Raw genomic sequence first — 25,159 nt, 5'->3', positions numbered from 1 at the left:
CATAAGTTAATGCTATTACTTGACTTGATTAGTAAAAAACCTCGCCTAAGCGAGGTTTTTTTGTTGCTAAGCTAGTTTGCATCATCCAGCGCCATCTTTTGGATGGGCGGCAAGATGATACAAATCTAAAACTACATCATACCGCCCATGCCACCCATACCGCCCATATCACCGCCACCAGCTGGTGCGTCATCTTTAGGTAGTTCAGCAACCATACAATCAGTAGTCAACATTAAGCCAGCTACTGAAGCCGCATTTTGCAATGCAGAGCGCGTTACTTTAGTTGGATCTAAAATACCCATTTCAATCATATCGCCGTATGTTTCGTTAGCAGCGTTATAACCGTAGTTGCCTTTACCAGCAGCAACGTTGTTAACAACTACTGAAGGCTCAACACCAGCGTTTTGAGTGATTTGACGCAATGGCTCTTCAACAGCGCGCAATACGATTTTGATACCAGCATCTTGGTCTAAGTTATCGCCTTTAACCAATGCAATCGCTGCACGTGCACGAATCAATGCAACACCACCACCAGCAACAATACCTTCTTCAACCGCTGCACGTGTTGCGTGTAATGCATCTTCAACGCGGGCTTTTTTCTCTTTCATTTCGATTTCAGTCGTAGCACCAACTTTAATCACTGCAACACCACCAGCTAATTTAGCTACGCGTTCTTGCAATTTTTCACGATCGTAGTCGCTAGAAGCTTCTTCGATTTGTGTTTTGATTTGAGCGATACGTGCTTTGATATTAGCTTCAACACCGTGACCATCAATGATGATCGTGTTTTCTTTACCTACTTCAATACGTTTAGCTTGACCTAAATTCTCAAGCGTTACGTTTTCAAGTTTCAAGCCAACTTCTTCAGCAATCACAGTACCGCCAGTTAACATGGCAATATCTTCCAACATTGCTTTACGACGATCACCGAAACCAGGCGCTTTAACAGCAGTTGTTTTCAAGATACCGCGAATGTTGTTAACTACTAAAGTAGCCAATGCTTCGCCATCAACGTCTTCAGCAATGATCAATAATGGACGACCAGATTTAGCAACTTGCTCTAAAGTTGGAAGTAAATCACGGATGTTTGAGATTTTTTTGTCGTGTAACAATACGAATGGATTATCTAACAACGCAATTTGACGCTCTTGGTTGTTGATGAAGTAGGGTGACAAGTAGCCACGGTCAAACTGCATACCTTCAACTACGTCTAATTCGCTTTCAAGGCCTGAACCGTCTTCAACAGTAATCACGCCTTCTTTACCTACTTTGTCCATTGCATCAGCAATGATTTTACCGATAGTTTCATCAGAGTTTGCAGAAATAGAACCAACTTGTGCAATTTCTTTGCTCGTTGTACATGGTTTTGATTGTTCTTTTAAGTTTGCAATCGCAGCAGCAACTGCTTTATCGATACCACGTTTTAAATCCATTGGGTTCATACCAGCAGCAACAGATTTCATACCTTCACGGATGATCGCTTGAGCTAAAACTGTAGCAGTTGTTGTACCGTCACCAGCGATATCAGAAGTTTTTGAAGCCACTTCTTTTACCATTTGCGCGCCCATGTTTTCGAATTTGTCTTTTAATTCGATTTCTTTAGCGACTGAAACACCATCTTTAGTGATGGTTGGAGCGCCGTATGAGCGCTCTAATACTACGTTACGGCCTTTAGGACCTAGCGTTACTTTAACTGCGTTAGCTAAAATGTTAACGCCGTTTGTCATTTTTTGGCGAACTTCATCGCCGAATCTTACGTCTTTTGCTGCCATGTTATTGCTCCTAAGTTCTTAATTCGAATTAAATGCCTAAGTTACTTTCTGATATTCGTCGCACCGACGGAAGTCGGTGTCCAGCGTCGTTAAGCCACTGGATTCCGTATCGAGTACGGAATGACAAGAAAATTACTCAACAATCGCCATAATGTCTTCTTCACGCATTACCAATAGCTCTTCGCCATCTACTTTTACAGTTTGGCCTGCGTATTTACCGAACAACACTTTATCGCCAACTTTAACGTCTAAAGCGATTACTTTACCGCTGTCATCACGTTTGCCAGAACCAATGGCTTGCACAATACCTTGATCAGGTTTTTCTGTAGCACTATCAGGAATCACAATGCCAGAAGCGGTTGTACGTTCTTCTTCTGAGCGTTTAACAATGACGCGATCGTGTAAAGGACGAATTTTCATAAGGTTCTCCAAAAATTAAATTACTAAAATATATTGCACATGGCTTGCATGCCATGCAAAGCGAGTGCGATTTTAGCACTCAAACAATGAGAGTGCTAGATGGTGTATTGTTAATTGGGTTAGATTGAGATATTTCAAGATTAAATATAGAAAAATTGTGATAAAAACCTTATGCTGTGTACTGTATTTAATATTCAAAGTAAGCAAATGTCACAAAACGAATCCGCGATTGAGCAAATTAACTTAGGTTTTAATGAGCAAGAAGATCGACTCTTACTTAAAGTAGGTCTTGCTGATAAAACCGAAGTGGCGGTGTGGATTACGCGCCGTTTATGCAAGAGTATGTGGAATTTGCTTAATGGCGTGGCGAATAGCACTATGCCCACTGCAACACAATTTGCACTCCCTGCAATAGCGACGCCTGAAGCTAAAAACGAAGCCATCGAAAGCTTTTCGCGCGAAGCCACTGAGTTGAAACAAATCGAAAATCTAGATTTCAAATCCGAATATCTCGTTGACCGTGAATCACGCTTTGAAGCGCCCATGCTAGCTGCTCAATGTCTGATTGTTGGTGTGGTGAACTTGCCGCCACAATTAGAGCTGCAATGCACTAATGGACAATCCGTTAAAATCGCACTTACTCCTCAACTTGTTCATGCCGTCACGAATATGATGCAGCTAGCCACTCGCGAGGCTGGTTGGGATTTGTTGATGACTGTCGACAGTAGAGAAGTAAGTATTATTTCATCGCACCAAACGGTGCATTAGGCGTATTAACTATGCAATATCGTCAATTAGGAAACTCCGATCTTAAGGTATCTTCAGTTTGTTTGGGCACCATGACTTATGGCGACCAAAACACACAAGCTGAGGCGCACGAACAGTTGGATTATGCTTTAGCGCAGGGTATTAATTTTATTGATACTGCTGAGATGTATCCCGTTCCGCCTAAGGCAGAAACCTTTACGCGTACCGAAACTATGATTGGTCATTGGCTTAAAAACCAAGCGCGCGATAAGATTGTTTTAGGTAGCAAAGTCGCAGGACGTAACCGAGGGCTCAATTACATTCGTGGTGGCGATGATTCTTTAACGCGTGACAATATTCGCAGCGCCATTCACGACTCTTTAAAGCGTTTACAAACCGACTATATCGACCTTTACCAATTACATTGGCCAGAGCGCAATGTGCCGTTGTTTGGGCAATACCAGTTTGACCCTAAATTAGAACTTGATGCGCAAGGCACCCAAAAGGCTTGGGTGAGCATACATACGCAATTAGAAACGCTAGCAGAGCTTGTCAATGAAGGGAAGATACGCGCCATTGGTCTAAGCAACGAGCAACCGTGGGGCATGATGGAGTTTTTGCGGATCAGCAAAGAATACAACTTGCCGCGTGTAGCCACTTTGCAAAATAGTTATCACTTGATGAATCGCACCATTGATTTTGGCATTAGCGAGATTTTGTATCGTGAGAATGTTAGTTTGCTAGCCTATTCTCCGCTGGCTTTTGGACATTTAACCGGTAAGTACATTGACGACGTTACCGCAAAAGGTCGTGTGACTTTATTTAGAGGTTATGCGCAGCGCTACACCAAACCGAATGTAGCTAATGCCAGCGCCGCCTATGCCAAATTAGCTCGTGATAACGGTTTAACGCCAACACAACTGGCATTGAGTTTTGTGATGCACCGCTGGAGCGTCACAAGCACCATTGTTGGCGCGACCAGTATGGCGCAATTGCAGGAAAATATAGGTGCTTGGAATACAACGCTGTCACCAGAAGTATTGCAGGAAATTGATAAGTTGCATCTTGCGATGACGAATCCAGCACCTTAAATTTGTAGTAAACAAATCTACAGCAGCTAAATTAGAGTTTTTGAAACGTTTAAATTGAAAAGAAAGTCACCATGAGCGCTTTACCAGCATGTCCAAAATGTCACTCAGAATACACCTACGAAGATGGCGATAATTACGTTTGCCCAGAATGTGCGCACGAATGGTCAAAAAGTGCCGCGGCAGATGGCGCTGAGGATACAAAAGTCGTGCGTGATTCTAATGGCAACGTGCTGCAAGATGGCGATACCATCACCGTGATTAAAGACCTGAAAGTAAAAGGTTCATCATTGGTGGTTAAAGTGGGTACCAAAGTTAAAAACATTCGTCTTGTTGATGGCGACCATGACATTGATTGCAAAATTGATGGCATCGGTGCGATGAAATTGAAGTCCGAGTTCGTTAAAAAAGCCTAAAGTACTGACGTTGCCTGTAAGATGAAGGTGGCTACAGAATGCAGATTCCTAGTGCGGCATTAACAAGTATCAACAGAGTTTTTTTATTCTCTTAGTTATTCAATAATAAACAGCGCAACAATTTATACACGCAACGGATAACTTAGATGAACAATTTTAAAAGTAAAGCTATGCGAGCGTTTTTCTTAGTTTTATGGATGCCTACAGCTTTATTGGCGCAAGAAACAGTGACTGTGGAACAGGCTTTAATCAAGTGTAAGAAACTTTATCCTAATGATTTCGAGGCAAAAAAACGCTTATCTTGCTTTGATAGTATTAATACCCCTAAAGAGCTTTTAGAAGAAGCTGCTAACACATTAACCAATAGCCCAGAACAAGCGCATTCGGTAAACTCAGCTCCAGTAATTACTCCAGCTATCGCGATTGAAAAACCAAGTCCACAGCTAAGTTATTTGGAAAGAAAATGGCGGCTGACCTCACAAGGTGACTGGAATATAAGTGATTTTGAAACCTATAAGTCTAATTACTTATTGATCACCAAAACCAATAACACGAATGATGTGCCTCAATCACCTAGTCAATTGAATAATGTTGATAGAAACTTAGATGACAAAGACTTAAAGTTTCAAATCAGCTTGAAAACAGAGGTAATGAATAACATCCCGCTTATTCGTAATTTACCTTATGTCACCAGCTCAAGAATATGGGCGGCTTATTCACAGCAATCAAATTGGCAGGTGTTTGATTCAAAAGCATCAAGACCGCTACGTGAGAATAATTATGAGCCTGAAATCATGTTGTCTCTAGGCATAGATAATCAGGTAAACGGAGAAAAGAAGCACTATATTCCAAGAATGCTAAATCTAGGCTTAGTACATCAGTCAAACGGGCGCTCTAATCCTACCTCTAGAAGTTGGAATCGCTTGTATCTCGAAAGTGGGTGGGAGTTAACCGATAATGTTTCTCTCATGGTACGTCCTTGGTGGAGGATACCTGAAAGCGAAGATGATAATTCTGATATTGAAAAGTATCTAGGTTATGGAGACATGGCAATTAGATGGGAAGATGATAATCGTAAAAATGCGGCAACCTTAACACTAAGGAATAACTTACGCGGCGATAACAAAGGGTATGCTCAGCTAGATTTGCAAAGGCAAGTGCTCAATAACCCATATTTGAAGTTACATCTGATGGCCTCAACTGGTTATGGTGCAAGCTTGCTAGATTACAACTATGACCAAACGATTTTCGGCATTGGCATTTCACTTGGTGAGTAGGCGACCAATCCTAATAAACAAAGCCCAGCATTCTTTATTTTAAATATTTTTAAATGAATGATTTGTATATCAATTAAGTTTAAAGTTACGTTTCACGTTCTGTTAATTAAGAAAGGTTTATATGTTTAATAGTCAATTTTGCAGTAAATGGGCACCTTGTATCCTAGGTTTACTTCGCATCGTTACTGGCTTTCTCTTCCTTCAACATGGCAGTGCAAAATTGTTAGGTATGCCGCATGTTGCAATGTTTGATGGTTTGCAATTAATGTCTTTAATGGGGCTTGCTGGCGTGCTTGAGCTGGTTGGAGGCACTCTGGTGATGATAGGTTTGTTTACTCGACCAGCTGCATTCATTTTATCGGGTCAAATGGCTGTGGCTTATTTTATGGCACATGCGCCAGGTGGATTCTTACCAATCTTGAATCAAGGTGAGTTGGCTGTAATGTTTAGCTTCGTATTCTTGTACTTTAGTGCTGCAGGTGCTGGTGCATTTAGCTTAGATTCCTTGCTCAAAAAATCTTAAATGATGATGCGCCAATCGCTAAGTGTATTGTGCGCATTCCTTTTGCTGGTTTGCATATCTTTAGTTTGCATGTCTAATGTGAACGCGAAAGAAACTAGCTCTCCAAAAAAGATTGTCACACAATTTTTTGATTTAGCTTTTGTGCAAAAACACCCAATTGCCGCAGCGAAAAAATATATCTCTGTAACGCAATATATTCAGCACAACCCAGAAGCTCCAGATGGCCGAGAGGCCTTCATTAAGGGTTTTGCTGCGTATGTTGAGAGTACTGATTATCGTTGTGAAATCAAAAGAGTCATTGCCGATGCCGACATCGTGGCGGTGCATAGTCACTGCAAAGAATCAGCCAACGATATTGGCAGCGCGGTGGTTGATATATTTCGTGTAGAAAACAAACTTATTGTAGAGCATTGGGATGTATTGCAAGCCGTACCAAGTAAGTCAGCTAATCGTAATACGATGTTTTAGGTTGGTGACTTAAAAGTAAATAGAGTTGAATCTATTCACTAATTTTTGCTTGTAAGCCATTCAGAACACTTATTTGCAGCGCGGCTATCAATTTAAAGTCATCGCTAATCCGCGCGTCACCTACTATTGTTTGCCAATAACTTTGTGCTATTGGCAGCATTTCACGCAGGTAGGGCAGGCTATCTGCGTGGTGAATGCTGAATGTTGGTGGCTCGGTAGGAATCATGCCGCTGCTACGTGGCGCGTAGTGCATGGGGAGCATGTCGTAAATTGGCGCTAGTTCGAGCGATTGGTTTAGGGGTAAGCCGCTTGTGTGCATGAATGATAAATTTCCACGATGCATGTCTGCATTGGCGATTAGTTGCCCAAATGCATGAACCTTTGCGGTAGTTTGATGCGCGATTGGCGTAATAATATTTTTTTGTGTAAGCGCAAGGGTTACTTGCGGCCATGCTAGTGCTAGACCAGTAAATTCATCATCTAACGCCCCTAATGACACTACGCCTAGCCTGCCTATATTGCCGTTAGCATTAACAATGCGGTCAAAACGGACTGTTTCTAAAAATGTTTGTGTGTCGGTTTCTAGTAACTCACTTTGCGCACAGACAATGCCTGCTGCGCCGAGTGTATTTAAGGCTAAGTGTTCTGCAATGAGTAAATCACGCCAGCGGCGAGTGGCTGGGTTGTTTTGTGGGCTGCTAAATTTTACTAAGGCGGTGTATGGCGCATTTTCGCCTTGTATGTGTGTGTTGAATTTTGGTTGTTCGCCGCCAGCGGATGACCCCACAAGCTCGCCTGCTGATGCTGCAATTGCTGATTCGGTATAGCGCGTTGGCCGTAATTGATAGGCAATGAAATTTGTTGGCGCTTGGTTCAGGTAAATATTGAGTGAGGTATCGCCAATAATTAAGTTGCCAGAACAATCAACTCCGTGCTGACTCAGGGCAATTAAGGCGTGGTCATCATTCCATAAATTAAGCTCGGTGGGCAAGCCTAGTATTGATGCCCATTGATGCACAAAACTGCGACCAATAAAACCTTGTGGGCGGTTGTCAGTTAGCCACCAAGGCAAGCTTTGGTGATACGTGCTGTTGGTTGGCGTATTTTCCGTTGGTATATTTACAACGTAACCTTCAGGCTGAATGGGGGTAATGTGTGCCAGTGGCTGAACCTGCCCTTGCGGACTAATGCGATATACTGAAAACTGCCCCTGCCCTGCTAGTGAACGCGCCAGTGCGTAACGAGATTGTCGAGCATTGCCAATTCGCACAACTGCATCGCCCATCGCCGCAATACGTCGCGATAAGGTTGGCTGACTAACTTGCGCACGCGTACTTAGCTCGCTGGCGGTTTGCGAGCCAGAAAATAAATATTGCATGAGTTCATTATCAGTTGTCATTATATTTTTGAATATATATTGAATAGATACTATTATGTTTTTATAAAAACATAATATCACTTATGCATTGATTTGTAATGATATTATTTTTTATTAGGCGAGAGTTATCTATTGCTCGTGAATAGATAAAATAGGGTGTATTGTGCTAGTTTATATGAAAAATCTATTCTATCTTTTCGGGTGAAACATCACCGTTTGCGGTGGGCCCATTTTTATCACAGGTTTACGAATGCTACCCATTACGTGCATTTCACAGGGTTTGCAATCAAATTTTAGCGTGAACCTGTCGTTGCCGTTGATAAGCGTCATTGGTTCGGCGGTCACAGTGCCTTGCACACCAATCACACCTTTAGCTTCTTTTGGGCAAAGTCCGTGGCTAAAGCGTAGGCAGTGCTTGGTAATCATCAGCGGTACTTCGCCTAACTCTTTGTTGGCTTCATAGGCTGATGCAATGAGTTTTACGCCGTGTTTCTCGTAAAAGGTGCGCGCTTTTTGGTTGTAAACATTGGCTAAATAACTAAGTGTGTCTTCTGGAAAAATAGCTGCTGGCACTGCGGCTGGTTTACGCGGCGGTCGCACATAGGCTGCTTGACGTGCTTTCTGTAATTGCTCAATGGCATCACGCCGTAAATTGTTTACTACTGATGCGGGTACAAACCATGTTTGAGTTGTTTGTATGTAGACTTCAGTTGCAGTAAAATCGGTATTGCCTAGTTTGCTTAAATTATCGCGTAAGCTGGCTTCGGCTTTCTCTTGGTTGCCAGCAGGTAATTTATCGGCTGGACATTCTACCGTTACGCTAAGGCCGGTCTCATCCGTCACGCTTAGTGTAAAGCCATTGCTAGTTTCAGCAAAAATCATTTGCAGCGCGATTTTTCGAGTAGCAGAGCTTTTTTCTAGCAGGCGCATGAATGCATGGTCGCGATTGCGATACACCATCATATTGTTTCTAATATCGATTGGCATCTCATTTGGGTATAACTTTTTGCCATCGACGGTATTCACACGCAAGCCGACTAATTCTTTATGCACATCAAAAAAGCATACGCCATCGCCATTGTGCAGTTGAGTGTCCGTTTCAACTTCAAAAAAGTCTTTACCGACTTTGCTGACTTTACCTAAAATTTCGCCCGAAAACTTAGGTGTATCAAACGCACCAATGTCACCTTTGCGACCGTTTACAAAATAATCCGTCGCACTACGGTTAAAGGTTTTTTCAGGTTGCGGTGTGAATGTATAAGTGCTGTCACCCGCAGATGATTTTGCCAACTCTGGTGATTCGTTAAGAATTTCATCCAACATTTGGCGGTAATGCGCGGTGGCGTTCTTTACGTAGGGTAAATCTTTATAACGGCCTTCAATTTTAAATGAACTCACGCCCGCATCTATCAAAGCCCGCAGATTAGAGCTTTGATCATTATCTTTCATTGAAAGGTAATGTTTATCTTTACCAATAATGCGACCTTTTTGGTCTTCTAACGTAAACGGTAAACGACACTCTTGTGAACATTCGCCACGGTTAGCACTGCGGCCAGTATGCGCATGGCTAATAAAACATTGCCCGCTAAACGCCACGCAAAGCGCACCGTGAATAAAAAACTCTAAGTTGCAGCTGGTTGCATCAGCAATTTGTTTGATAGTGCGTAAATCTAATTCGCGCGCTAACACAATTTGCGAAAAACCAACCTGATCTAAAAACACGGCTTTATCAACGGTGCGAATATCAGTTTGCGTACTTGCATGAAGCTGAATCGGCGGTAAATCCATTTCAAGTAAACCCATGTCTTGCACAATCAGCGCATCTACCTCGGCATCGTAAAGTTGCTGAACCAATTCGCGAGCGCCTGCTAATTCGTTGTCATGAAAAATCGTATTCAACGCTACAAATACTTCGGCATGATACCGATGCGCATGTTTCACCAAACGCGCAATATCCGCAACCGTATTGGGCGCTTTCGCACGCGCACCAAATGCTGGGCCGCCAATATATACCGCATCCGCACCATGATTAATGGCTTCAATACCGAAATCAGCGTTGCGTGCAGGGGCGAGTAATTCAAGATGGCGACGGGTTTTTTGCATGTCATGTAAGCAATGATATTAGCGAATACCGAATTTTAGACGAAACAGCCACGAATGACGACATTTGATTTATAAGTGCATGAAAAACATCGTACAATTCTGACATGAACAATCAAAATTTATTGAACAGAAGTCTGAAATCCGTTTGGCACCCCTGCACGCAAATGAAGCAACACGAGACTTACCCGCTTATTCCTATTCAGCGTGGAGATGGCGTGTGGCTCTACGATGCGGACGGTAAACGATATTTAGATTCTGTCAGTTCGTGGTGGGTAAATTTGTTTGGGCATAATAATCCACGTATTAAAGATGCGATTAAATTGCAGCTTGATACGCTTGAGCATGTGATGCTGGCTGGGTTTACCCATGAGCCTGTGGTGGAGTTGTCAGAGAAGCTGGCTAAGCTGACGGGTTTGGGGCATGCTTTTTACGGTAGTGATGGCGCTAGTGCGACTGAGATTGCGTTGAAGATGAGTTTTCATTATTGGCGCAATATTGGTAAGGTTAATAAAACCAAATTTATCAGCTTACAAAATAGTTATCACGGTGAGACCCTTGGCGCTTTATCAGTCACCGATGTGGCGATTTTTAAAGATACTTATGCGCCGCTATTAATGCAATCTGCTCAAATGCCTAGCCCGGATTTTCGCTTAGCAGAAGCGGGGGAGGATGCGGAAGCGTTTGCATTACGTTGTGCGCAAGCTTTAGAAAACTATGTGGCGGCACATCATGCCGATTTGGCAGCTTTTATAATTGAACCTTTAGTCCAATGTGCCGCAGGTATGGGGGTGTATCATCCAGCCTATTTGCGTCGTGTGCGCGAAATTTGTAGTGAATATGAAGTACATTTAATTGCAGATGAAATTGCCGTGGGTTTTGGCCGAACAGGCACCATGTTTGCTTGTGAACAGGCGGCTAATTCAGTCAGTGATATTGCCGATTTTATTTGTTTATCCAAAGGCATCACAGGTGGTTATTTGCCTTTATCCGCCGTGCTCACCACAGATAAAGTCTATCAAGCTTTTTATGATAACAGCACAGTGCGTGGCTTTTTACATAGCCATAGCTACACCGGTAATCCGCTCGCATGCAGTGCCGCATTGGCGACTCTGGCGATATTTGAAACAGACAGTATTTTACAAAATAACCAAGAAAAATCTAAGTTGATACAAGCTAAAATGCAAGTGCTTACTGACCTGCCAATCAAGCATCTGCGTACGCCAGGCCTACAAAACACTGGCATGATATTCGCGTTTGATGTCGATACACAAAATGCGCAATTCGCTAAACAATGCTATCAAGCTGCCATAAAGCACGATCTATTACTGCGCCCAATTGGACATACCGTGTATTGGATGCCACCTTACACAATTGGCGAAGATGAAATTGATTTTATGGTGAATGCGACTTTAGAGGCTGTTAAATGTTCGTTGTAATGAGCTTGTTAAAGAATTTGTGTAGGTCGGCTTTTAAGTCGAGTTGTCGGCTTGAAATCCGATCTACAGTAATGGCGCTATTACTATTACTTAGTTTTTCAGCCCACGCTGAACTCCCTGCCTCTGTTGCAAGTGCGCTTAAAGCTGCAGGGATACCAGCAAAAAATGTAGCGGTTTATGTGCAGTCTGTCGAAAGCAATAACGCAACGCTTAGCCATAATGCCGATAAAAGCATGAACCCAGCATCTGTGATGAAGTTAGTCACCACCAATGCAGCACTTGATTTGCTAACTCCCGCGTACCGTTGGAAAACTGAAGTGTATCGCGACAGCGATGTAGTTAACGGCGTGCTCCAGGGCAACTTAATGATTAAAGCTTATGGTGACCCTGGTTTTAAAGCGCAAGACTTTTGGCGCATGTTGATGAGTTTGCAGCAGGCTGGTATCAAAGAAATCAAAGGTGATTTAGTGATTGATAAAAGCTATTTTGCTAAGGATGTCGCCAATAAAAAAACGTTTGATGACGAAACTTGGCGCGCCTATAACGCTGAACCCAGCGCATTTTTAGTGAATGGGCGTAACACCAGCTTTAAGTTTATCGCGACTGACTCCAGCGTAAGCATTGACCAAGAGTTTGAATTAAACGAAATTCAAATTGTGAATAATATGAAGCTGGTGCAAGGCGCTTGTGGAGATTGGCGTAGCCGATTTGGCTATGTCATTAAACCTAACGCAAGTGGCACGACAGTGACTTTTAATGGGACTTTCTCGCCAGATTGCGGGGAGCGTTATTTGGAGTTAAGTGTATTTGATGACGAAAAGTATGCTTTTTATACCTTCAAAAAACTGTGGTGTGAATTAGGCGGAAGCTTTACTGGTCAGCTAAAAGTACAAGAAGTACCAAGTAGTGCGGTAAAGGTGCTGGAACAGTTTTCTGACCCATTGGCTTATGTGGTGCGCGATATTAATAAATGGAGCAATAACTTAATGGCGCGTCAGTTGTTGCTAACATTGGCGGCTGAAAAAGTGGGTGTTCCTGCGAATGAAGTAAAAGGCGCAACTGCACTTAAAACCTGGCTGGCTGATAAAGGTACCAAGTTCGATGAGTTGGTCATTGAAAATGGCTCAGGATTATCGCGCATTGAACGCATTAGTGCAGAACATTTAGGCAAAATGTTAGTCAGTACTTACAATAGCCCGGTCATGCCAGAGTTCATCGCTTCATTACCCATATTGGCAATCGATGGTACTGTAAAAAAACGTCTCAATGATAGCGCATCAAACGGTCGGGCTCACCTTAAAACTGGGTCGCTAGACGGTGTGAGTAGCATCGCAGGCTATGTATTAGATGCGAATAATCATCGCCATGTGCTAGTGATGTTGGTCAATCATCCTAAAGCGGCAGCAAGTAAAAATGCACAAGACGCCCTGATTGAATGGGTGTATCAGCAGCCTTAATGACTGCGCTTGGTCAAGGTGGGAGCTTAGTAATGAAGGAACTTGCTTAAGTTTGCGGTATCATATCGCTAAGTTTATTTAAGCTAATTTTTAACTTTAAGGTTACATAATGAAATTATTCAACTTTTTGCTTGCAAGCGTATGTGTGCTTTCACTTGGCGCCTGTAAAGCTGAATCAACAGCACCTAAAACATCAACTCAGGAAGCTTCAACTCAAGTAGCTTCGACAAAAGGAACCCCAGAAATGACTGCGAAAATTACAGAATTACAAAAAATTGATACACAAGTTGGTACAGGCCGCGAAGCTGAGCCAGGCTTTAACGTTACCGTGCATTACACAGGCTGGTTATATGACGCAGCGGCAGAAGGCCACAAAGGCAAAAAGTTTGATAGCAGCTTAGATCGCAAACAACCTTTCGTATTTTTCTTAGGTGGTGGTCAAGTGATTCAAGGTTGGGATGAAGGTTTTGCGGGTATGAAAATCGGTGGCAAACGTACTTTAGTGATTCCGTCAGAAATGGGTTATGGTGCGCGTGGAGCTGGTGGCGCGATTCCTCCAAATGCAGACTTAATCTTTGATGTTGAATTATTAGACGTTAAGTAATTAGCCGTTAAATAATATTGTAGGGGTGATTAAATTGCACCCCTACAGGAGAAAAAATGCACGTAACAATTAAATGGATAGATGGCGTTAGTTTTGTCGGCGAGTCTGAAACTGGCCATGCGGTTGTGCTGGATGGCGCACCTGAAAATGGTGGGCGCAATATTGGCATGCGTCCTATGGAAATGTTGTTAATTGGCATGGGTGCTTGCACATCGTTTGATGTGGTCGCCATTCTTAAAAAAGCGCGCCAACCGATTGCGGCATGCGTGGCCGAAATTGACGCAACTCGCGCTGATGAAATTCCGAAAGTGTTTACCAAAATTCACGTGCATTTCGTGGTGACTGGCGATAACCTGAACGAAACTCAAGTGGAACGCGCTGTAAAACTATCGGCTGAAAAATACTGCTCAGCTTCTATTATGCTCAGCAAAAGCGTAGAAATTACACATGATTTTGAAATAAGACCTACAGCACATGCTCAAGCCTGAAGCTAAAATGCCGGGAGGCATGCTCGGCATCAGGCATGTGGCTTTGTTTGTTAAAGAACTCGAAGTTTGCGTCAGTTTTTATGTCGACATGATGGGCATGCAAATTGAATGGCAGCCAGACGCAGATAATGTGTATCTGACTAATCAAGGTGATGTACTTGCTTTGCATCGTGTTGATTATGTACCGCAAGCACAACAGCGGCTGGACCATATAGGCTTTGTGCTAAATTCTATTGAAGATGTAGATGGTTGGTACGATTATTTTGTGAAAAGCGGCGTCAAAATTACTGAGTCGCCTAAAACGCATCGAGATGGGTCTCGAGGTTTTTACTGCCTAGATGCGGTGGGGCATTTGCTAGAACTTATTTACCATCCACCCATTACTAAGAGTCTTAATTAAAACCTTACCTTAAAACTAACTTTATTTCTCAGTTACTTTAACAGTCAACGGTTGTTCGTCTTCTAAAAGATTAAGTAATCTATCTACGTTGGGATGTTTGCCTGGGCAGTTTTCAGCATCTGCACTGTGCTCAGCAAATAAACTTAAGCCTTCTACAGCCGCATCTAGAGAAATTTCTCCATACATACGAAACAGGTGGTAATACACCTTTACTGAACCTTGGCTGCCTGGCTTATTTTCAATCGTCCCTGCCGAGCTACCATCGCTATTAAAAAGCTCAATACGTTGCACATGCGAGGCATCGTCTAGAGTTTGTAAAACGTCACTGAATTTTTGCATTGAATACTTACCTTTTATAAATAATAACTTGATGTTGTCATCAATTTTGAAACTTGTTTCATTAAAAACTTTACTGGAGCGGGAAGCTCTGCCGCGCCGTGCTGCTTAGCCTCACTCGCATGTTTGGCTTCATCTTCTTGCATTTGCTCAATGATTTTACGCGTTTTCTGGTCGGTTTGCGGCAGTTTTTCAAGATGGCCGGCTAAGTGCGCGCCTACTTGTTTTTCAGTTTCTTCTACAAATCCTAAACTCCATTTGTCGCCTACTGCACCAGCAATTGCGCCTAAGCTAAACGAGCCCAAATAAAACAAAGGATTGAGCAGGCTAGTGTGGCTACCTAGTTGAGTGATCCGCGATTCACACCAAGCTAAATGCTCAGTTTCTTCATGCGCAGCCTGTTTTAGAGCAGCGGTAGTTTCTGCACTTTTTGAGGTTAATGATTGCCCGCTGTACAAGGCTTGTGCGCAGACTTCACCAGTATGGTTCACTCGCATTAATGCACCAGCTTGCTTCTTTTCAGTCTCGGTTAAATCCGCTTCGGCAATATTTGCATCTGGATGAGTCCGTACGCTGTGAGGTTTCGCAAGCAAGGTGCGTAAACCCGTATCAAACTCAGTAATCAGTGTATCGAATCTATTTAGCATAATGATAGTTTACGCTCAAACTTGGCGCACAGGCCTCATTTGTTTGGCAATTATTTGAATAGGGTGCATCACAGAAACGGTTAGATTTTTCTCACGCAATCCATTGGCTATATGCAAGCTGCAGCCAATGTTTGACGTCGCGAGTATCGCAACATTATTAGCGCTAATCGCGTTTAATTTATCATCCAATAAGTTATTAGCCATCTCACTTTGGGTCAGCATGTAAGCGCCTGCGCCGCCACAGCATTGACCATTACCTGCAAGTGCAGTCACCGTGGCATTGGGGATTTTTTTAAGCAAGCTGTAAACCGCTTGGTGACTTTTTTGTACGTTTCTTAATGTGCATGGGTCTTGCACATAAATTTGTTCATTAAGCGGATTAACGTCAACATTAGTCCAGTCACATGCCATTAAGAAGGCGCTGATGTCTTGAATTTTATGGGTGGGTAAATAGTCATTGAGCCCTGCGCCACAGCCGCTAGCAGTCGTTAATATTGGCAAGTTTGCATCGAAGCTGTTTTGATTCAGTGCGACTAATTTACTGGATTCTTCAGCGTCGCCCATTTGTCTGGCTATGCCGCCGCAGCAGGTTTGCTGCGCTGGAATATGTACGTCATAGCCCAGTTGGTTTAGTACTTGAATGCTGGCTTGCAATGTATGTGTATCAAGCGCATTACCTGCACAGCCTAAAAATAGACTAACTGCACCTTTTTTCTCGCTATTGGCTGGATAAAGACTTTTCCATGTCACTGGTTTTTCAACCACTGGTAATACTTTAGCCGCAGGATTGATACGTTTCAGTAAGCTGAAAAGGCCGAATTTTTGAATGAACCAAATCAGCCAAACGAACGCATTGGCGAGAAAACGGTTTCGTATGAATGCTTTCACCAGTGCTGAAAATGGACTTTTTTTCGGAATATATAGTGCGCGGGTAGTGTCGACTAGCGCACCGTAATTCACGTTATTTGGGCAAGCAGATTCACAGCTGCGGCAACTTAAACATAAATCGATATGTTCATTAAAGCGGACATTGTTCGGTAAAATTTCTTGCGCCACGGCACGCATCAATTGAATACGACCGCGTGGAGAATCAGCCTCCGAGCCAGTTTTTCTGTAGGTTGGGCAATGCGGCAAACATAAGCCGCAGGCCACGCAACGGTCTGCTTCTACAATCAATTCTTTTATAGATAAAGTCATGCTCTTATTATAAGCCTTGCAATGTATACTTGGTGTAAGCAAGCATTAGAAAATGTATCTGGAAAGCTAATTAAAAAGCTAGTAGGCGTAAAAAATCCGCCCTCATTATAAAGGCGGATTAGTTTAGTACTAAAGAGCGCTATTTAGTGGCGGGCACATCCACTTTAGCGGCCTCAACTTTAGCTGGCTCAGCCACTACAACTGGTTTGCCTTTAAGAAAATTCATAGCCTGAGCAAATTGTAAATCTTCTTTGCTCGCTGGTTCAATTGGGCCAGTAGGCTCGGCATATTTTTTCTCGTTCAGCTTATCTTTAGCAACGTCTTTTGCAGGTGTTGTTGTTTCAGATTTTTTTACACCAGCTTGCGGATCTTTAGGGTTAGACAAATGACCCGTTAAATCAGCTTCATGAATGTTATATGACTGATCGGTACCATCATCAACGATGTAGTCAGGATCGATGCCTTTAGCTTGAATCGAACGACCTTTTGGCGTGAAGTAACGCGCAGTTGTTAGCTTGATAGCCGCGCCATTGTTCATCGGCATAATGGTTTGCACAGAACCTTTACCGAAGCTTCTGATGCCAATTAATGTTGCACGTTTATGATCTTGCAAGGCGCCAGCTACGATCTCAGAAGCTGAAGCAGATCCCGCATTAATCAGCACCACCATAGGCACGGTCTTAAGGTCAGCAGGCAAGTCGTTAATGTAGTCGTTATCAGCGATTGCACGTGCATAACTTAATGGATTATTCGGATTGAGATTATTTTTCCTCATATAGTCATTAGTAGTGCTGCTACTGACGTAGTTTTCAGCATTCACTGTTAACTTCATTTTAGAATCTGCAGCACGGCCCTCTGTGTACACCACCAAAGTATCTTTTGGTAAGAATGCTGCAGATACACCAACAGCACCATTTAATAAACCGCCTGGATCGTTACGTAAATCTAAAACAAAGCCTTTAAATGGACCTTTGTTTTCGTCATGCATGGTTTTAATGGCTTTGGCTAAATCTTCACCAGTATGTTCTTGGAATTGTGTAACGCGAGCGTAAGCATAACCAGGCTCAGTCATTTTGTATTTAACGCTTTTATTTTTGATAATGGCGCGAACTAGCGTAAATGTAAGTGGTTTAGGCTCATTTTTACGTAAAACGGTTAACACAATCGATGTATCTGGTTTGCCACGCATACGTTTTACCGCATCATTTAAGCTCAAACCTTTTACTGGCGTGTCATCTAGCTTCATGATTAAGTCGCCACTTTTGATGCCAGCAGCAAAAGCAGGGGAATCTTCAATAGGTGACACTACTTTAACAAGGCCATCTTCCATGCCCACTTCAATACCCAAGCCACCAAATTCACCTTGCGTTGCCGCTTGCATATCTTTAAATGCGTCAGGATCCATATAAGTGGAATGCGGATCTAAGCCTGTCAGCATGCCGCTGATAGCTTCAGAAATTAATTTTTTATCTTCAACAGGTTCTACATAGTCACTTTTAATTTTGCCGAATACTTCTGCAAACGCACGTAAGTCATCTATTGGAAATTGTTGTTTAGTCATTTTTTCAGCAACGGCTGAATATGTTAGACTAAGCATCAGACCAAGGATTAAGCCAGAGCCTACTAAAGCAACTTTAGTAAACCCCCGATGTTTATTTTTAGCTTGCATTTAAAATTCCCACAAATTAATGACGCAACGAGTTATATGACAAACTGAGCTTTAATAGTTCCAAGTTTATCAAGCAACTACAATAATAATTAAACTTAACTTCAATAACCAAACCCAAATTAAAGTATAACAGTAAGGACAGCTAAATTGACTACGTACAACATTGAAATTACTTATTGCACACAATGCCGTTGGCTTTTGCGTGCTGCTTGGTTGGCACAAGAGCTATTGACAACGTTTGAGCAGGATTTGGCTGGAGTGACTTTAAAGCCAGGCAGTAATGGTATTTTTGAGATTAGTTTGAATCAAAAACTGCTTTTTTCTCGCAAAGAAGCGGGTCGCTTTCCTGAGGCTAAAGAAGTCAAACAATTGGTGAGAGATTGCATAGACCCAGAGCGGGATTTGGGTCACAGCGATAAGCCTAAACCCACAGATCTAAACCAATAGATATAGAGTTAACCAGTGCTATATTAATTAGCGGCTTTAATGGTCGTAGCGTCTTTGTCTGCATCAATACGTTGAGCGCCATTGTAGCGTTTAGCCCAGTAATCGGCTTCTAAGTTTTCGACTCTCACTACACCACCACTGCGAGGCGAATGAATAAAGCGGTTATTTCCCACATAAATGCCAACATGTGAAAAAGCTGATTTAAGCGTATTGAAAAATACCAAGTCGCCTGGTTGGAGATCATTTTTGCGTACAGACTTACCTAGCTGACTCATAGCCAGCGCTGAGCGAGGGAGGCTTAAACTGGTGGCCTGCTTAAACACATAACGCACAAAGCCGCTGCAATCAAAACCGGTATCTGGCGAATTGCCACCGTATTGATAGCGAATTCCACTTAAACTTAGCGCGTTCATCAGCACTTCACTTGCGCGAGCAGACCATTTTTCCGGAACTTCACCTTCTGAACGCGCGGATAAGGCGGCTTGCTCGTCAGTCGGCATAGCTTCATTGCCTGCAATTGTGTCAGCTGTGGCACACGAAGAGGTGGCTAAAACCAACATTAAGCACAACATAAAATGACTGATAAATTTTTGCATGTGCGCTAATTATAAGAATATAAACAAAAAAAGCAAATGACGGCTGATTTAAAAGAATTTTCGTTAAAATAAAACTCACCGTTAAGCATCAAGTTTAAGCATAAAACATCCCATAAAAAACGCTAAGTCGTGGGATAATCAAAGCTCTTATGAGTGAACAATCCATACGCCAAGTTTTTGAGAAAGACGGCACCTTAGCTAAGCATATCGATGGCTATAGTGAACGTACGCAGCAGCTAGAAATGGCGCTGGCGATTGGCGATGCTATTGAAAATAACACCCAGCTAGTTGCTGAAGCGGGTACTGGTACAGGAAAAACTTTTGCCTATTTAGTACCTGCGCTGCTCACGGGCGGCAAGGTCATTATTTCTACCGGTACGAAGAACCTGCAAGATCAGCTGTATAGCCGTGATTTGCCTAATGTGCGTGATGCACTCAAAGTGCCTGTTACCGTGGCGATGCTCAAAGGGCGCGCCAACTATGTGTGTCATTATCATCTTGAACGCGCTGAGCAAGAAGGGCGCTTTGCCTCGCGTGAAGATGCCAAATACGTGCATGTGATTAAGACCTTTGCTGAAAACACCAAAACTGGCGATAAAAGCGAGCTTAACTCTGTGCCAGAAAACGCCATGATTTGGGCGAGCGTGACCTCCACGCGCGACAATTGTTTGGGCGGTGATTGCGCTTATTATAAAGAATGCTTTGTGATGGAGGCCCGCAAGAAGGCGCTAGAGGCGGATGTGGTGGTGGTGAATCACCATCTGTTTTTTGCCGATGTAATGCTGCGTGACGAGGGTATTGCTGAATTACTACCAACTGCAAACACGGTGATTTTTGATGAGGCGCATCAATTGCCAGAGGTTGCAGGGTTATTCTTTGGCGAAGACGTTTCCACCAGTCAGTTGCTTGAGTTGGCGCGAGATTGCACTACTGCACATTTAACACTGGCTAAAGACTGCGTGGCGCTGGGTAACGCGATTCCTGCGCTTGAAAAGTCAGCTAAAGATTTCAGGTTGGTTTTCGCTTATGAAGGTTCGCGCTTGCCTGTACAAAAAGTCTTAGCACTAAAAGGCTTTGAAGAAGCCTTTGACCATATGAAAAGTCAATTGCGAGCTTTAGCGACAGTGCTTGAAACTCAGGCGGCACGCGACCCTTTGCTAGAAAAGTGTTGGCAGCGGAGTGAGGCTTTATATGATTTATTTCGCCGTTGGCAGACTGCAGAAAATAATAATTTAGTACGTTGGGTTGAAGTATTTACACATTCTGTGCAACTACACGCTACGCCGTTAAGTGTGGCGGAAGGCTTTGGCAAACAACTGAATGCACAACCTCGCGCTTGGATATTCACCTCTGCGACGCTAGCTGTGAAAAGTGACTTTAGTCACTATTTGGAGCGCATGGGTTTGCAGGATGCCAAAACAGGCTACTGGGAAAGCCCGTTCAATTATCAAGAGCAAGCTCTGTTCTATGTGCCAGCGGAGATGCCTGACCCCAATAGCCCTTCTTACACCGCTAGCGTAGTTGCTGCAGCGCTGCCTGTCTTGCAAGCCAGTGGTGGTCGTGCTTTTGTACTGTCTACGAGCTTGCGCGCCATGCGAGAGATTCATGCTTTATTAAAAGAAGAGTTTATTGAAAATGGCATAGAAAGCCCGTTATTACTGCAAGGTGAAAGCTCTCGCACTGAATTATTAGACCGCTTTCGCAAGCTGGGTAACGCTGTGCTGGTTGGTTCACAAAGCTTTTGGGAAGGCGTAGATGTACGTGGTGAAGCGTTAAGTGTGGTCATTATTGATAAGTTGCCGTTCGCACCGCCAGATGACCCCGTATTGTCTGCGCGCGTAGATAAATTGAATGCGGAAGGTAAAAATGCCTTTATGGAATATCAGTTACCTTACTCCGTCATCACCTTGAAGCAGGGTGCAGGACGTTTGATTCGCGATGAAAATGACCGCGGCGTATTAATGATTTGCGATCCGCGATTAATCACAAAATCTTATGGTAAAAGGATATGGCAAAGCTTGCCTCCGTTCAAACGCACTAGGGCGCTGACGGATGTGCAAGCGTTTTTTGCCTAATTAGATTTAGAAACCACCTTTTTTATAGTCATGCGCTGCGAGAGGATGATGTACAACCTGCTCTTGAGCAATAACTTCAGATGGAAGTGGCTCCCCTAAAACGGCTCGTTTAAGGGCTAATTTAGTGGCCGCATAATTCCAATCTTGAATTTTCGCATTGTCTTCAGCGTCCCAATGTATGAAAACACCCACACATATAAATAGATCGTTTGCTTCTTCTAAAGGAATTACGCCTTCCCTAACGCTATCAGCAACCGCAGCCGCAACGCCGCACTGCGCAGGACCAAACATTTGTACAGCTTGTTTGGCATTCTTAATGTCGACTTTGTTGAACATGACGGTTGGGGGTTTGGTCATGAGGTTAGGTGCAATAACAGAAAGTAAAGAGTTGTCACCGCGCTTTTGATTGGTTAATGCGATACAAAAAGCTGTTTCTGCACCGCTACCTCTTGGACCAATGATGAGGTCAACATGGGCTACTTCATTGCCTTCGCCTACTAGAGCTTCGCCAACGAGTACTTTATTGATTTTTAATGTTTTCATGGCTTTCTCTCCTTTTTAATTTTTGCCTTTTGAGCAATCATAAAAAATCGTTAAGTAGCTGATTGTGTAAACCAGTTACTCATATATTAAGATGAAAAATTAGATAAAAAGTTCAACTAAATAAGCTGAAATAGAGGTGCTTTATGGCACGTGTGATAACGACACTATTTCAATTTCAGGTGTAATTTTTGGTTGATAAACTTAATGGTTCCTGGGTTATCCCACTCTTGAAAGCCGCGTACTTTTTCGATGACGCGTCCACGCTCATCAACCAATATCGTGAGTGGGATAGTATTCGCACCAAGCAAGTTTTCTAGCCGTACATGACTATCAAGATAGTTTGTAAATGTTAGTTTTGAATCTTTGATAAATGCGGCTGCAGCACTGGCATCATCATCTGTTGAAATGCCAATGACGTTAATCTGCTTGCCACCGAAACGGCGTGATAGGCGCTCTAGCGAACCGATTTCTTCTCTACATGGACCGCACCAGCTAGCCCAAACATTGATAATGAGCGGTTTGCCGCGATATGACGAGAATTTCTTCGTGTTTCCTGAAAAACCATTCAGTGTGGCATCTGGCAGGTAGTTCCCAATAGCAACTTCGCCCGGAGTGTTAGCAAAGGCATTATTGCTAATGCTTAATAACATGCTTAAAATAAAAATACTTAACTTCATCAACTTTTGCAGTCCTTTTTAGTTTGATGCTTTGAGTTTTGTATAACAATCTAACTACGAACAGGTTTGCCGTGGTGAGTTTCTACCATGACACCGATTTCTTTCAGAAATTGGGTAGGCAGAACGCCTCCTGCGCAAATGATGACAGCGGTATTCGGAATTTCCACAACTTCTTTATCGGCTAGCTCCATGACGACAGAGTCCAAACGAATTTCTTGAACGTTTGATTTTAACTCTACGTTAATTTGATTTGAGGCTTCAGCTTGGGCAAGTCTATCTCTATTTTTAGCTTTGACTCTACCAAATGCTTCGCTACGATACGATAAGGTGACATTCGTATCTGGTTGATCTGATAGTGCAATTGCAGCTTCAATGGCGCTATCTCCGCCACCTACCACTAATATATGTTGCCCGCGATATTGTTCTGGGTCTATTAGTCGATAAACTACTTTGGCTTGATCTTCACCTGAAACTCCTAGCCTGCGTGGCGTACCTTGTCGGCCGATTGCGAGTAAAACATTTGCTGTTTGGTATGTGTTTGTTGATGTTTTAACTTCGTAACCTGTATCTGTTTTATGAACGCTTTCCATACGCTCGCTGAAGTTAACATTAAGCTCTTGTTCTTTTAATACACGTAACCAAAAGCCAAGCAATTCCTCTTTGCTGATGTCATACATCTCTACTTTTCCAATTATTGGCAAAGTGACGGGTTGAGTCATTGCCACTTTATTTCGTGGATATTTGAAAATGGCACCACCCAAACTAACTTCTTGTTCGATCGTTAAATATTTAAGCTTTTGCTCTTTGGCGGCAAGCGTGGCAGACAAGCCAGCGGGGCCAGCACCCACAATGATGACATCGTAATTATTACCCTCATTCTTTTTGGTGAGAATGGAATCAATCGCTTGTTTACCTTGTATTGCTGCCTTACGAATCAAGCCCATGCCACCTAACTCTCCAGCAATGAAAATATTCGAGACATTAGTTTCAAAGGTTGGAGATACAAAAGGAATATCCATTCCGCGTTTTTCAGTACCAAATACTAATTGAATTGCCTCTACTGGGCATGCTTCCAAGCAGGCACCATGCCCTATGCAATGGGTAGGGTCTGTGAGTACGGCTTTGCCTCTAATTAAACTCAGTGCTTTTTCAGGGCATGCTTTTACACAAGCGCCAGATCCGCAACATTTTGTTAAATTGATGACCGGATGAATTGATGCCGGCTCGGTTAAGCCAGATTCTCTGGCTTCATGTAAGCGCTCACGGCCGCGTCGGTTAAGTGTTCTCTGACGAGCTATATAAAGCGTCAATACCAAAAGAAATGGTGCAAGGTATAAAGTTAAGGTGATGTTTGACATGTCTAGTTTCGTTACTTTGAAGATTAACCCCGAGGTAGATTTGTTACATTAAAAAATTATTGATTTGTTTGTTTGATTATTGAGTAAAACAATAACTTTAGCTATATTATGTGTGAAAATTTCACACGTCAAACTTTTTGAGAGGTATTATAGTGACTGCAAAGCATTTTAATGAGCTTTGCATGACATCTTTTAGATAAGGAGTTGTATTGTTAAATAAGATTGGACATGGGTTAAATCAGCTTGTCATGGTGGCTTCAGTGCTTGCTCTCACTAGGCTTGGATGGAAAATTGCACATGGAAACTACTATAAACCAGGTACAGGTTTGGGTTATAACTTGGGTCTGATGGGTGGTTTGATGATGCTGACGCTACTGATGTATTCTTTTCGCAAACACATCAAGTTTATGCAAGGATTAGGAAAGCTTAAATATTGGTTCAGAGTTCACATGATTTTAGGGGTATTAGGCCCAGTACTAGTGCTGTTTCATACTACTTTCCGTTTGGGGTCTATGAATGCAACGATCGCTTTTTACTGCATGGTAGTGGTGGCAAGCAGCGGCTTAATTGGTAGGTTTGCCTATACTCGTATACATAGAGGCTTATACGGCAGTCGTTCTAGCTTGAAAGAGGCGAGAGATGAGCTGGCAGGTAGTTCAGACGGTGTGAAGTCTAAATTGCACTTTTTGCCAAAAGTAGAAAAAAAAATTACTTATTTTGAATGTTTGGCTTTAGAGAAAAAACGCGGATTCTTTGAAGGGGTTTGGTTCTTTTTGACTTTTGATATGCGTCGCATGTATATCGCTTGGCAATGTAAACGGTATATATACAAAGTAATGGCGCCAAAGCAGATGAATGACGTTGCGAAAGAGGCGTCTTCATTAGTTAGCCAGTATTTGATTCAGATACAAACGGTTGCGCAATTTAAAAAATTCGAACAGATATTTTCTGCGTGGCATATTTTACATATACCGTTGATGTACATGATGGTGGCTAGCGCGATATTTCATGTTATTTGGGTACACATGTACTAGCAA

26 protein-coding genes are annotated in these 25,159 nt (G+C 42.8%); 14 read left to right on the top strand and 12 right to left on the bottom strand.

Going from position 1 to position 25,159, the window contains the following annotated elements:
• Positions 1 to 131 precede the first annotated feature (131 nt).
• Entirely contained in the window at positions 132 to 1,772 is a 1,641-nt protein-coding gene (groL, locus tag PSU72_RS12620; protein WP_300432950.1) for a chaperonin GroEL, read from the bottom strand.
• Between the two features lie 132 nt (positions 1,773 to 1,904).
• Positions 1,905 to 2,192 (bottom strand): co-chaperone GroES, encoded by a 288-nt coding sequence (locus PSU72_RS12615; protein WP_013147113.1) that lies wholly within the window; start codon positions 2,190 to 2,192, stop codon positions 1,905 to 1,907.
• A 207-nt stretch (positions 2,193 to 2,399) separates the two neighbouring features.
• Between PSU72_RS12615 and PSU72_RS12610 the strand changes: the two genes are divergently transcribed.
• From PSU72_RS12610 to PSU72_RS12585, 6 genes are all read left to right on the top strand, one after another.
• The gene (locus PSU72_RS12610; RefSeq protein WP_300432948.1) at positions 2,400 to 2,960 is read left to right on the top strand and encodes a hypothetical protein; all 561 of its coding nucleotides are present in this window, start codon (positions 2,400 to 2,402) and stop codon (positions 2,958 to 2,960) included.
• 11 nt (positions 2,961 to 2,971) lie between these two features.
• Positions 2,972 to 4,030 carry an aldo/keto reductase gene (locus PSU72_RS12605; protein ID WP_300432947.1) on the top strand — a complete coding sequence of 353 codons (1,059 nt, stop codon included), beginning with the start codon at positions 2,972 to 2,974 and terminating at the stop codon, positions 4,028 to 4,030.
• Positions 4,031 to 4,101: 71 nt separating this feature from the next.
• Positions 4,102 to 4,443: a zinc ribbon domain-containing protein YjdM gene (locus tag PSU72_RS12600; protein ID WP_300432946.1), complete on the top strand. Its 342-nt coding sequence runs from the start codon at positions 4,102 to 4,104 to the stop codon at positions 4,441 to 4,443.
• A gap of 146 nt (positions 4,444 to 4,589) precedes the next feature.
• On the top strand, positions 4,590 to 5,720 hold the full coding sequence (locus PSU72_RS12595; protein WP_300432945.1) for a phospholipase A: 1,131 nt from the start codon (positions 4,590 to 4,592) through the stop codon (positions 5,718 to 5,720).
• 121 nt (positions 5,721 to 5,841) lie between these two features.
• On the top strand, positions 5,842 to 6,243 hold the full coding sequence (locus PSU72_RS12590; protein WP_300432944.1) for a DoxX family protein: 402 nt from the start codon (positions 5,842 to 5,844) through the stop codon (positions 6,241 to 6,243).
• Positions 6,244 to 6,312: 69 nt separating this feature from the next.
• Complete coding sequence (locus PSU72_RS12585) at positions 6,313 to 6,711, top strand: nuclear transport factor 2 family protein (protein ID WP_300432942.1); 399 nt, start codon at positions 6,313 to 6,315, stop codon at positions 6,709 to 6,711.
• A 31-nt stretch (positions 6,712 to 6,742) separates the two neighbouring features.
• On the opposite strand, the gene yjjJ is transcribed toward PSU72_RS12585, so the two are convergent.
• On the bottom strand, positions 6,743 to 8,110 hold the full coding sequence (gene yjjJ, locus PSU72_RS12580; protein WP_300432941.1) for a type II toxin-antitoxin system HipA family toxin YjjJ: 1,368 nt from the start codon (positions 8,108 to 8,110) through the stop codon (positions 6,743 to 6,745).
• 168 nt (positions 8,111 to 8,278) lie between these two features.
• Complete coding sequence (locus PSU72_RS12575; RefSeq protein WP_300432940.1) at positions 8,279 to 10,192, bottom strand: U32 family peptidase; 1,914 nt, start codon at positions 10,190 to 10,192, stop codon at positions 8,279 to 8,281.
• A gap of 104 nt (positions 10,193 to 10,296) precedes the next feature.
• Here PSU72_RS12575 and bioA point away from each other — a divergent pair, with 104 nt between their 5' ends.
• The 5 genes from bioA (at position 10,297) to PSU72_RS12550 (ending at position 14,577) form a co-directional block, all read left to right on the top strand.
• Positions 10,297 to 11,628: an adenosylmethionine--8-amino-7-oxononanoate transaminase gene (bioA, locus tag PSU72_RS12570; protein ID WP_300432939.1), complete on the top strand. Its 1,332-nt coding sequence runs from the start codon at positions 10,297 to 10,299 to the stop codon at positions 11,626 to 11,628.
• A gap of 71 nt (positions 11,629 to 11,699) precedes the next feature.
• Entirely contained in the window at positions 11,700 to 13,085 is a 1,386-nt protein-coding gene (dacB, locus tag PSU72_RS12565) for a D-alanyl-D-alanine carboxypeptidase/D-alanyl-D-alanine-endopeptidase (RefSeq protein WP_300432938.1), read from the top strand.
• A 109-nt stretch (positions 13,086 to 13,194) separates the two neighbouring features.
• Positions 13,195 to 13,689, top strand: a complete 495-nt coding sequence (locus PSU72_RS12560) for an FKBP-type peptidyl-prolyl cis-trans isomerase (RefSeq protein WP_300432937.1) — start codon at positions 13,195 to 13,197, stop codon at positions 13,687 to 13,689.
• Positions 13,690 to 13,745: 56 nt separating this feature from the next.
• A complete protein-coding gene (locus tag PSU72_RS12555; RefSeq protein ID WP_300432936.1) occupies positions 13,746 to 14,177 on the top strand; it encodes an OsmC family protein in 432 nt (143 codons plus the stop codon).
• Positions 14,164 to 14,577 (top strand): VOC family protein, encoded by a 414-nt coding sequence (locus PSU72_RS12550; RefSeq protein ID WP_300432935.1) that lies wholly within the window; start codon positions 14,164 to 14,166, stop codon positions 14,575 to 14,577. The genes PSU72_RS12555 and PSU72_RS12550 overlap by 14 nt, the downstream gene beginning before the upstream one ends.
• A gap of 21 nt (positions 14,578 to 14,598) precedes the next feature.
• Here PSU72_RS12550 and PSU72_RS12545 read toward each other — a convergent pair whose 3' ends face one another.
• The 4 genes from PSU72_RS12545 to PSU72_RS12530 all read right to left on the bottom strand — a co-directional run bounded on the left by PSU72_RS12545 (position 14,599) and on the right by PSU72_RS12530 (position 18,426).
• Entirely contained in the window at positions 14,599 to 14,916 is a 318-nt protein-coding gene (locus PSU72_RS12545; protein ID WP_300432934.1) for a DUF2322 family protein, read from the bottom strand.
• A gap of 14 nt (positions 14,917 to 14,930) precedes the next feature.
• The gene (coq7, locus tag PSU72_RS12540; protein WP_300432933.1) at positions 14,931 to 15,560 is read right to left on the bottom strand and encodes a 2-polyprenyl-3-methyl-6-methoxy-1,4-benzoquinone monooxygenase; all 630 of its coding nucleotides are present in this window, start codon (positions 15,558 to 15,560) and stop codon (positions 14,931 to 14,933) included.
• 15 nt (positions 15,561 to 15,575) lie between these two features.
• Entirely contained in the window at positions 15,576 to 16,757 is a 1,182-nt protein-coding gene (locus PSU72_RS12535) for a (Fe-S)-binding protein (RefSeq protein ID WP_300432932.1), read from the bottom strand.
• Positions 16,758 to 16,896: 139 nt separating this feature from the next.
• Positions 16,897 to 18,426 (bottom strand): S41 family peptidase, encoded by a 1,530-nt coding sequence (locus tag PSU72_RS12530; RefSeq protein WP_300432930.1) that lies wholly within the window; start codon positions 18,424 to 18,426, stop codon positions 16,897 to 16,899.
• A 147-nt stretch (positions 18,427 to 18,573) separates the two neighbouring features.
• Between PSU72_RS12530 and PSU72_RS12525 the strand changes: the two genes are divergently transcribed.
• Positions 18,574 to 18,873, top strand: coding sequence for a SelT/SelW/SelH family protein (locus tag PSU72_RS12525; RefSeq protein WP_300432929.1), 300 nt, complete (start codon positions 18,574 to 18,576; stop codon positions 18,871 to 18,873).
• 23 nt (positions 18,874 to 18,896) lie between these two features.
• Here the strand turns inward: PSU72_RS12525 and PSU72_RS12520 are convergent, their stop codons facing one another.
• On the bottom strand, positions 18,897 to 19,469 hold the full coding sequence (locus PSU72_RS12520) for a C40 family peptidase (protein WP_300432927.1): 573 nt from the start codon (positions 19,467 to 19,469) through the stop codon (positions 18,897 to 18,899).
• A gap of 149 nt (positions 19,470 to 19,618) precedes the next feature.
• On the opposite strand from PSU72_RS12520, the gene PSU72_RS12515 reads away from it, so the two are divergent.
• Positions 19,619 to 21,544 (top strand): ATP-dependent DNA helicase, encoded by a 1,926-nt coding sequence (locus PSU72_RS12515; protein ID WP_300432925.1) that lies wholly within the window; start codon positions 19,619 to 19,621, stop codon positions 21,542 to 21,544.
• Positions 21,545 to 21,550: 6 nt separating this feature from the next.
• Here PSU72_RS12515 and fae read toward each other — a convergent pair whose 3' ends face one another.
• The 3 genes from fae to PSU72_RS12500 form a co-directional block, all read right to left on the bottom strand.
• Positions 21,551 to 22,087, bottom strand: a complete 537-nt coding sequence (gene fae, locus PSU72_RS12510; protein ID WP_300432924.1) for a formaldehyde-activating enzyme — start codon at positions 22,085 to 22,087, stop codon at positions 21,551 to 21,553.
• A 164-nt stretch (positions 22,088 to 22,251) separates the two neighbouring features.
• Positions 22,252 to 22,764 (bottom strand): TlpA disulfide reductase family protein, encoded by a 513-nt coding sequence (locus PSU72_RS12505; RefSeq protein WP_300432923.1) that lies wholly within the window; start codon positions 22,762 to 22,764, stop codon positions 22,252 to 22,254.
• A 50-nt stretch (positions 22,765 to 22,814) separates the two neighbouring features.
• Positions 22,815 to 24,122, bottom strand: coding sequence for an NAD(P)-binding domain-containing protein (locus PSU72_RS12500; protein ID WP_300432922.1), 1,308 nt, complete (start codon positions 24,120 to 24,122; stop codon positions 22,815 to 22,817).
• 209 nt (positions 24,123 to 24,331) lie between these two features.
• Here PSU72_RS12500 and PSU72_RS12495 point away from each other — a divergent pair, with 209 nt between their 5' ends.
• A complete protein-coding gene (locus PSU72_RS12495) occupies positions 24,332 to 25,156 on the top strand; it encodes a hypothetical protein (RefSeq protein ID WP_300432921.1) in 825 nt (274 codons plus the stop codon).
• The last annotated feature ends 3 nt before the right edge of the window (positions 25,157 to 25,159 follow it).

The sequence above is a fragment of the Methylotenera sp. genome (genome assembly GCF_029945535.1).
Taxonomy (GTDB): Bacteria; Pseudomonadota; Gammaproteobacteria; order Burkholderiales; family Methylophilaceae; genus Methylotenera.
This window is presented reverse-complemented; position numbering and strand designations above follow the sequence as displayed.

Coding starts and splice junctions, on each gene's coding strand:
- groL (WP_300432950.1), bottom strand. CDS start 1,772: ATGGCAGCAAAAGACGTAAGATTCGGCGATGAAGTTCGCCAAAAAATG.
- PSU72_RS12615 (WP_013147113.1), bottom strand. CDS start 2,192: ATGAAAATTCGTCCTTTACACGATCGCGTCATTGTTAAACGCTCAGAA.
- PSU72_RS12610 (WP_300432948.1), top strand. CDS start 2,400: ATGTCACAAAACGAATCCGCGATTGAGCAAATTAACTTAGGTTTTAAT.
- PSU72_RS12605 (WP_300432947.1), top strand. CDS start 2,972: ATGCAATATCGTCAATTAGGAAACTCCGATCTTAAGGTATCTTCAGTT.
- PSU72_RS12600 (WP_300432946.1), top strand. CDS start 4,102: ATGAGCGCTTTACCAGCATGTCCAAAATGTCACTCAGAATACACCTAC.
- PSU72_RS12595 (WP_300432945.1), top strand. CDS start 4,590: ATGAACAATTTTAAAAGTAAAGCTATGCGAGCGTTTTTCTTAGTTTTA.
- PSU72_RS12590 (WP_300432944.1), top strand. CDS start 5,842: ATGTTTAATAGTCAATTTTGCAGTAAATGGGCACCTTGTATCCTAGGT.
- PSU72_RS12585 (WP_300432942.1), top strand. CDS start 6,313: ATGTCTAATGTGAACGCGAAAGAAACTAGCTCTCCAAAAAAGATTGTC.
- yjjJ (WP_300432941.1), bottom strand. CDS start 8,110: ATGACAACTGATAATGAACTCATGCAATATTTATTTTCTGGCTCGCAA.
- PSU72_RS12575 (WP_300432940.1), bottom strand. CDS start 10,192: ATGCAAAAAACCCGTCGCCATCTTGAATTACTCGCCCCTGCACGCAAC.
- bioA (WP_300432939.1), top strand. CDS start 10,297: ATGAACAATCAAAATTTATTGAACAGAAGTCTGAAATCCGTTTGGCAC.
- dacB (WP_300432938.1), top strand. CDS start 11,700: ATGGCGCTATTACTATTACTTAGTTTTTCAGCCCACGCTGAACTCCCT.
- PSU72_RS12560 (WP_300432937.1), top strand. CDS start 13,195: ATGAAATTATTCAACTTTTTGCTTGCAAGCGTATGTGTGCTTTCACTT.
- PSU72_RS12555 (WP_300432936.1), top strand. CDS start 13,746: ATGCACGTAACAATTAAATGGATAGATGGCGTTAGTTTTGTCGGCGAG.
- PSU72_RS12550 (WP_300432935.1), top strand. CDS start 14,164: ATGCTCAAGCCTGAAGCTAAAATGCCGGGAGGCATGCTCGGCATCAGG.
- PSU72_RS12545 (WP_300432934.1), bottom strand. CDS start 14,916: ATGCAAAAATTCAGTGACGTTTTACAAACTCTAGACGATGCCTCGCAT.
- coq7 (WP_300432933.1), bottom strand. CDS start 15,560: ATGCTAAATAGATTCGATACACTGATTACTGAGTTTGATACGGGTTTA.
- PSU72_RS12535 (WP_300432932.1), bottom strand. CDS start 16,757: ATGACTTTATCTATAAAAGAATTGATTGTAGAAGCAGACCGTTGCGTG.
- PSU72_RS12530 (WP_300432930.1), bottom strand. CDS start 18,426: ATGCAAGCTAAAAATAAACATCGGGGGTTTACTAAAGTTGCTTTAGTA.
- PSU72_RS12520 (WP_300432927.1), bottom strand. CDS start 19,469: ATGCAAAAATTTATCAGTCATTTTATGTTGTGCTTAATGTTGGTTTTA.
- PSU72_RS12515 (WP_300432925.1), top strand. CDS start 19,619: ATGAGTGAACAATCCATACGCCAAGTTTTTGAGAAAGACGGCACCTTA.
- fae (WP_300432924.1), bottom strand. CDS start 22,087: ATGAAAACATTAAAAATCAATAAAGTACTCGTTGGCGAAGCTCTAGTA.
- PSU72_RS12505 (WP_300432923.1), bottom strand. CDS start 22,764: ATGAAGTTAAGTATTTTTATTTTAAGCATGTTATTAAGCATTAGCAAT.
- PSU72_RS12500 (WP_300432922.1), bottom strand. CDS start 24,122: ATGTCAAACATCACCTTAACTTTATACCTTGCACCATTTCTTTTGGTA.